This is a genomic window from Streptomyces africanus (assembly GCF_002150735.1).
GTDB lineage: Bacteria > Actinomycetota > Actinomycetes > Streptomycetales > Streptomycetaceae > Streptomyces > Streptomyces africanus.
Genome location: NZ_MUKA01000121.1, coordinates 21,770 through 28,927 on the forward strand (window position 1 = coordinate 21,770; position 7,158 = coordinate 28,927).

The 7,158-nt window shown below is 72.3% G+C and carries 6 protein-coding genes; 1 reads left to right on the plus strand and 5 read right to left on the minus strand.

From position 1 onward, the window contains the following. Position 1: 1 nt before the first annotated feature. Both CCL05_RS17580 and CCL05_RS17585 read right to left on the minus strand, forming a co-directional pair. Complete coding sequence (locus tag CCL05_RS17580; protein WP_086561453.1) at positions 2–1,693, minus strand: DUF885 domain-containing protein; 1,692 nt, start codon at positions 1,691–1,693, stop codon at positions 2–4. Positions 1,694–1,725: 32 nt separating this feature from the next. Then, a complete protein-coding gene (locus CCL05_RS17585; RefSeq protein ID WP_010041175.1) occupies positions 1,726–2,217 on the minus strand; it encodes an Lrp/AsnC family transcriptional regulator in 492 nt (163 codons plus the stop codon). A 59-nt stretch (positions 2,218–2,276) separates the two neighbouring features. Between CCL05_RS17585 and CCL05_RS17590 the strand changes: the two genes are divergently transcribed. Then, positions 2,277–3,437, plus strand: coding sequence for a trans-sulfuration enzyme family protein (locus CCL05_RS17590; protein ID WP_086561454.1), 1,161 nt, complete (start codon positions 2,277–2,279; stop codon positions 3,435–3,437). 61 nt (positions 3,438–3,498) lie between these two features. Here the strand turns inward: CCL05_RS17590 and CCL05_RS17595 are convergent, their stop codons facing one another. The 3 genes from CCL05_RS17595 to CCL05_RS17605 form a co-directional block, all read right to left on the minus strand. Further along, a complete protein-coding gene (locus tag CCL05_RS17595) occupies positions 3,499–4,755 on the minus strand; it encodes a GNAT family N-acetyltransferase (RefSeq protein WP_086561455.1) in 1,257 nt (418 codons plus the stop codon). A 95-nt stretch (positions 4,756–4,850) separates the two neighbouring features. Beyond that, entirely contained in the window at positions 4,851–6,425 is a 1,575-nt protein-coding gene (locus CCL05_RS17600) for an alkaline phosphatase D family protein (RefSeq protein WP_086561456.1), read from the minus strand. Between the two features lie 141 nt (positions 6,426–6,566). After that, a partial coding sequence (locus tag CCL05_RS17605) for an aminotransferase class I/II-fold pyridoxal phosphate-dependent enzyme (protein WP_143589905.1) occupies positions 6,567–7,158 on the minus strand: 592 nt, incomplete at its 5' end.

Sequence of the window (7,158 nt, forward strand, 5' to 3'; positions counted from 1 at the left end):
CCTAGAGCCGGGCCAGTTCGTCGACCAGGTCGTCCAGACCCAGCGAGCCCTGCGACAGCGCCGCCATGTGCCAGGCCTTCAGGTCGAAGGCGTCGCCGCGCCGGGCGCGGGCCTTCTCGCGGCCCAGCAGCCAGGCCCGCTCGCCGAGCTTGTAGCCGATGGCCTGGCCCGGCATGGACAGATAGCGGGTCAGCTCGCTCTCCACGAAGTCCGCGGGCCGGCTGCTGTGCGAGCCGAAGAACTCCTGCGCCAGCTCGGGCGTCCAGCGCTCGCCCGGGTGGAAGGGGGAGTCGTCCGGGATCGTCAGCTCCAGGTGCATGCCGATGTCGATGATGACGCGCACGGCACGCATCATCTGCGCGTCCAGGTAACCGAGCCGGCGCTCCGGGTCCGTCAGGAAGCCCAGCTCGTCCATCAGCCGCTCGGCGTACAGGGCCCAGCCCTCGGCGTTGGCGCTCACCATGCCGACACTCGCCTGGTAGCGGGAGAGGTTCTGCGCCACGTGCTTCCACTGGGCCAGCTGGAGGTGGTGGCCGGGCACGCCCTCGTGGTACCAGGTCGACACCAGGTCGTAGACGGGGAAGCTCGTCTCGCCCATGGTCGGCAGCCAGGTGCAGCCCGGGCGCGTGAAGTCGTCCGACGGCGGCGTGTAGTACGGCGCTGCGGCACTGCCCGGAGGGGCGATGCGCGACTCCACCCGGCGCACCCGCTCGGCCAGGTCGAAGTGGGTGCCGTCGAGCGCGTCGATCGCCTCGTCCATCAGGGACTGCAACCAGTCGCGGACCTCGTCGACGCCCTCGATGTGCGTGCCGTGCTCGTCCAGGTGCGCCAGCGCCACCCAGGGCGTGGGGGCACCGGGCAGGATCTTCTCGGCCTCCGCCCTCATCTCGCCGAGGAGGCGGTGGTACTCGGACCAGCCGTACGCGTACGCCTCGTCCAGGTCGAGGTCCGTGCCGTTGTAGTAGCGCACCCAGCGCGCGTACCGCTCCCGGCCCACCACGTCCGGCGCGCCCTCGACCGCCGGCGCGTACACGTCCCGCATCCAGTCGCGCAGGCCTGCGACCGCCTCGGTGGCCGAGCGGGCCGCCGTGTCCAGCTCGGGCCGCAGCGCCTCGGGGCCGGCGGCCGCGAAGGTCTCGAACCAGCCGCGGCCCTCGCCGTCGGCGTCCGCCCACTCGCCGAGCTGCTCCACGAACGTGGCCGTGGCACGCGGCCCGCCGTACAGCTTCCGCTCCAGGCCGAGCGCGAGGGACTCCCGGTACCCCTCCAGCGCGGCCGGGACCGCGCGCAGCCGCTCGGCGATCGCCGCCCAGTCCTCCTCCGACTGCGCCGGTGTCACGGTGAACACCTGCCGCACCGCATGGGCGATGGAGCTCAGGTTGCTGACGGACCGCAGGCTCTCCTCGGCCTCGTGCACACCGAGGTCCGCGATGAGCCGCTCGCGCAGCAGCCGCCCGCAGCGGCGCTCGATGTCACTGTCCGCGCCGGGCCGCCGCTCCGCCTCGTCCAGCCGGGCCAGCGTCCGGCGCGCCAGCTCGGCGAACGCCTCCTGGCCCGCGGGGGAGGTGTCGGGCAGCCTGCTCGAACTCTCCTTGACGCCGAGGAACGTACCGGTGATCGGGTCGAGGGCGATGAGCTCGTCGACGTACGCGTCGGCGACCTCACGGGGCAGCGGGCTCTTGATCTCAGACATGCCGCCCATCCTCGTACGCGCGGCAGCGCACGTCATCCGGATTGAGCCGAGGGCGAAGGCGGCAGCAGCGGCCCGCACTCCCACTGCTGGAAGATCAGCCGGGTCTCCACCCGTGCCACCTCCCGCCGCGAGGTGAACTCGTCCAGCACGAGCCGCTGGAGGTCCGACATGTCGGCGACCGCGACATGGACGAGGTAGTCGTCCGGCCCGGTCAGATGGAAGACCGTCCGCGACTCCGGCAGGGCGCGGATCCGCTCCACGAACGGCCCCACCAGCTCCCGCCGATGCGGCCTGACCTGCACCGACAGCAGCGCCTCCAGGCCTCGCCCCAGCTTGGCCGGGTCCAGCTCCAGCCGGTGTCCGAGGATCACGCCCGAGCGGCGCAGCCGGGTCACCCGGTCCAGACAGGTCGACGGCGCCACTCCGACCTGCGCGGCGAGGTCCCGGTACGTCGTCCGGGCGTCGTTCTGCAACAGCCGCAGCAGATGGAGATCCACCGGGTCCAGTACGACAGATTCGGCCATAGGCCGAACGTAGCACGGGCTTCCCGCCCTCGGGCCCGGCCGGTGTTCACCCTTCCCTCATGGACACAGCGAGCATGGGCGTCCACGACGCCGTAGGCACCGCACCGAGAGCACTCGCCACCGAGGCCGTCCACGCCGGGCGGGACGACCTCGCCCGGCAGGGCCTGCACGCCCCTCCGATCGACCTGTCCACCACCTACCCGTCGTACGACAGCCGCGGCGAGGCGGCCCGGATCGACGCGTTCGCCGCCACCGGTGCGGACCCGGACGGCCCGCCCGTCTACGGGCGCCTCGGCAACCCGACCGTCGCCCGTTTCGAGACCGCGCTGGCCCGCCTGGAGGGCACCGAGGCGGCGGTCGCGTTCGCCAGCGGCATGGCCGCCCTGAGCGCCGTCCTGCTCGTCCGCGCCTCCATGGGGCTGCGGCACGTGGTGGCCGTACGGCCCCTCTACGGGTGCAGCGACCATCTGCTGACCGCCGGACTGCTGGGCTCCGAGGTGACCTGGACCGATCCGGCGGGAATCGCGGAGGCCCTGCGTCCGGACACCGGCCTGGTGATCGTGGAGTCCCCGGCCAACCCCACGCTCGCCGAGGTGGACCTCCGGGCCGTCGCACACGCCTGCGGCTCGGTGCCGCTGCTCGTGGACAACACGTTCGCCACGCCGGTGCTCCAGCGCCCCGCCGAACAGGGCGCACGGCTGGTGCTGCACAGCGCCACCAAGTACCTCGGCGGCCACGGGGACGTGCTGGCGGGCGTGGTCGCCTGCGACGAGGAGTTCGCGGGCCGGCTGCGGCAGGTCCGGTTCGCCACGGGCGGCGTCCTGCATCCGCTGGCCGGTTATCTGCTGCTGCGCGGCCTGTCCACCCTCCCCGTCCGGGTACGGGCCGCCTCCGCCAACGCCGCCGAACTCGCCCACCGCCTCGCCGCCGACCCCCGCGTAGCGCGTGTGCACTCCCCGCGCATCGGCGGCGCGATGGTCTCCTTCGAGATACACGGCGACCCCCACGAGGTCATCGCCGACGTCCGCCTCATCACCCCGGCGGTGAGCCTCGGCAGCGTGGACACCCTGATCCAGCACCCGGCGTCCATCAGCCACCGCATCGTGGCCGCGGACGACCGCAGGGGGGCCGGGGTGAGCGACCGCCTGCTGCGCATGTCGGTGGGCTTGGAGGACGTGGAGGACCTGTGGTCGGATCTCGACCAGGCGCTGAGGGTTTAGGGGCGCGGGGAACTGCGCGACAAGCCATACCGAACCCGCACCCACCGTCTGATCGCGGCCCCTACGGCGCTGAGGTGCTCCCCACCTCACCCGCGCCCGTCGAAACGGATTCGCCCAGCCGCGCAGTGATCACCAAGGTCCCTTCCTCGACCTGGTAGTCAAGAGGAAGTCCCAGTCCCCGCATCGCAGCGACCATCCCCGTGTTGGACGCCTGCGTCACGGCATACACACTCCTGCAACCCCCCTCCGCGGCCATCGCGACCAGCCGCCCCAGCAACTCCCCGCCGACCCCGCGCCGCTGCCACGCGTCCTCGACGATCAACGCGATCTCCGTCTCGTCCCTGTCCCACAGCAGATGCCCGAGCCCGACGAGCCGCCCGGAGGCCGTCTGCACGGCGAGGGTCCGGCCGAAGCGCGGACTGAGCAGGTGGTTGAGATAGCGGTCGGCGTCACCGACCGGCCCGTGGTAGCGCAGCCTGAGCGTGCGGTCCGAGCACCGCTCGTGCATCTCCCTGGCCGCCTCCAGGTCACGCGTGTCGGCGCGGCGCACGGTGATGTCACTGCCCTCGGCCAGCGTGAGCACGTCCCGGCCGTGCGGGACGCGCGGCCCGAGCCGGGCGTCCAGTTCCACCAGGGCCCTGGCCCGGGCGAACTCGGTCGGTGTGAAGGGCAGATACGGCCGCTCCACGGTGATCACTCCGCCCTCCGGGGCGCGCAGGCGCATCACCGTGTCGTCGAGGGCTCCCTCCACCGGGACACCGTCGGCCGCCCGGGTGCCACCGGCCGGTGCGGGCTGGGACCGGATCGTGCACCGGCCCAGCAACTGGCGCAGCGCCAGAGGTAGTTCCGCGGCGTCCAGGGCCGTCCGGGCGGCGAGTCCGAGGATCCGGGTCGGCGCGTCCACCAGGTCGTGGGCGTCGGCCCGCTCGATCCAGGTGTCGGTGCCGCCGGCCGTCCGGACCGCCGCGGCGATCCCTGAGGCGTCCAGCTCGCCCGGGGCACGCAGCAGGAACTCGTCCACCGTGCCCTCGGCCAGCGGATGCGTCTGGAGGCTGAGGATGTCGACCCGGTGCCCGGCGAGGGCCGTGCACAGGGCCGCCAGCGATCCCGGCTCGTCCTTCACCGTGGTCCGCATCCGCCACAGCGTGTTCGCCCCCGGCACCGGCTCCGGTGCCGGGGACTCCGTATCGTCCGCCGGCGGCGCGTGTTCGTGGCGTCGTGTTCGCCAGGTGTGGAGCGCCGCCGTGAGCCGCTGCCACGGGGTGGCGGGGCGGCAGTCGTTCTGGATGTTGGTCACTTCAGTCACTTTTCGCGTCATGCACCCACTGTGACCGAACGGTGTTGCGTGATCACGAACGTATTGTGACTGGCGGGTAAAAGGGTTGGCCTGCCCGCTATATCAAGCCTTCAAACTCACTGGCCGACCAGACCCGGCTGGAGCACCTTCGTGAACAGCACGGTGCCGTCCTGCTCGCGCAGACGTACCGTCAGCTCGCCGCTGCCGCCGTCGATGGCGACCTCGCCGAAGAACTGGTAGCCGCCGGCGGGGGAGACGTTGGCGGTCGTCGGCGCCTTCAGGAACACCCGGTCGGGACCGAAGGTGCCGTCGAGCGTGTTCGCCGGGAACGCACCGGCGTTGAGCGGGCCCGACACGAACTCCCAGAACGGCTCGAAGTCGGTGAACGCGGCCCGCGAGGGCAGGTAGTGCTGCGCCGAGGTGTAGTGGACGTCGGCCGTGAGCCACACCGTGCCGGTGATCCGGCGGTGCTTGACGAAGCGCAGCAGCTCCGCGATCTGGAGCTCACGGCCCAGTGGGGCACCGGGGTCGCCCTGGGCGACGGCCTCGATGTTCGGCTTGCCGTCGCCGGTGTCCGGGACGACCAGGCCGATCGGCATGTCGGAGGCGATCACCTTCCACACCGCGCGGGAGCGGGACAGCTCGCGCTTGAGCCACTCCAGTTGCTCGCGGCCGAGGATGCCCTGCGGGTCGGTGGGCTGCTCGTCCGGCGAGTTGGCGTTGCGGTAGGTGCGCATGTCCAGCACGAAGACGTCCAGCAGCGGGCCGTGGTGCTGCACGCGGTAGACACGGCCGTCGGGGCGGCGCAGGGTGGAGATCGGGAAGTACTCCGAGAAGGCGCGGCGGGCGCGGGCGGCGAGCACGTCGACGTTCTTCTCGGTGTATCGGGAGTCGCCGAGGATCTCGCCCGGGTACCAGTTGTTGGTGACCTCGTGGTCGTCCCACTGGACGATGGACGGGACCTGGGCGTTGAAGGCGCGGAGATTCTCGTCCAGCAGGTTGTACCGGAAGTTGCCGCGGAACTCCGCCAGGGTCTCGGCGACCTTCGCCTTCTCCTCGGTGGTGATGTTCCGCCAGGTGCGCCCGTCGGGCAGGGCCACTTTCTCGGTGAGCGGGCCGTCGGCGTAGATGTTGTCGCCGCTGCACAGGAAGAAGTCCGGGTCGAGGGCGGCCATCGCCTGATAGATCCGGTAGCCGCCGAGCTCCGGGTTGATGCCCCAGCCCTGGCCGGCCAGGTCGCCGGACCAGACGAACCGTACTCCGTCACGGCGCTTGTCGGACGCCGTGCGGAAGGTGCCGGTGACCGGCTCGCCGGTGCGGCGCGGGTCGTCCGGGTCGGCGAGCAGCACCCGGTAGTGGACCTGCTCGCCGGACGGCAGGCCCTGCAGCCGGGTCGTGCCGGTGAAGTCGGTACCCGGGCCCAGCAGCGGGCCGTGCCATCTGCGCGGGTTGCGGAACGACTCGGTCGACGACGTCTCGACGATCATCCGGGCGGGCCGGTCGGACCGCACCCACACCAGCCCGGAGTCGCGGGTCACGTCTCCCGCCTGCACACCCCACCCCGCTGTGGGACGCCCCGACCGCGCGAAGGCCGGCGCGGCGCCGAGGGCGGTGGGCAGGGTGAGGGCCGCCGACGCGGCGAGGGAGCCCCGCAGAACGCTGCGGCGCGCGGGGAGCGGACGGTGTGACATGGATGCGCCTCCAGGGACGGGATCCGGCCAGTGTGCACAGCCACACCTACTGGCACGCCGCGGCGCACACACGAACCCCAAGTGAACAACTGACCGCGGGGGGAGGGGAACCGGCGGGAACCCGTGAGCTCCGCCGGGGAATCACGCCGTGGCCGCCTCCGCCATCAGGCGTATGCCCTCGTGGATCCGGGCGGGCGGGACGTGCGCGTAGCCCAGGACGAGCCGTATCCGCTTCGGCCCGTCGCTCTCCTCCCGCGCCGTACTCGGGTGGGCGTAGGCCGACAGGGGGCGTACCGCCACCCCGGCCGCCGTGACGCGGGTCAGGAAACGGTCCTCGGGGCCGTAGCGCTCCGGCAGTGTGGCGATCACGTGCAGGCCCGCGGCGATGCCCGAGACCCGGGAGCCGGGGAAGTGCTCGTCGAGGGCGGCGGTCAGGGCGTCACGCCGCTCGCGGTAGGCGCGCTGGCAGCGGCGCAACTGGCGGTCGTAGTCGCCGCGTTCCAGAAAACGGGCGAAGAGCGCCTGGTCCAGGGTCGGATGGCCGAGGTCCATGGTGCGCTTGCGTTCGACGATCTCCTCCGCCCAGGACCCGGGCACCAGCAGCCAGCCCAGCCGCAGCCCGGGCGCGAGGGACTTGCTGACCGAGCCCGTGTAGGCGACGCGGTCCGGGTCGAGGCCCTGGAGCGCGCCGACGGGAGCGCGGTCGTAGCGGAAGTCGCCGTCGTAGTCGTCC

Coding starts and splice junctions, on each gene's coding strand:
- CCL05_RS17590 (WP_086561454.1), top strand. CDS start 2,277: ATGGACACAGCGAGCATGGGCGTCCACGACGCCGTAGGCACCGCACCG.
- CCL05_RS17585 (WP_010041175.1), bottom strand. CDS start 2,217: ATGGCCGAATCTGTCGTACTGGACCCGGTGGATCTCCATCTGCTGCGG.
- CCL05_RS17595 (WP_086561455.1), bottom strand. CDS start 4,755: ATGACGCGAAAAGTGACTGAAGTGACCAACATCCAGAACGACTGCCGC.
- CCL05_RS17580 (WP_086561453.1), bottom strand. CDS start 1,693: ATGTCTGAGATCAAGAGCCCGCTGCCCCGTGAGGTCGCCGACGCGTAC.
- CCL05_RS17600 (WP_086561456.1), bottom strand. CDS start 6,425: ATGTCACACCGTCCGCTCCCCGCGCGCCGCAGCGTTCTGCGGGGCTCC.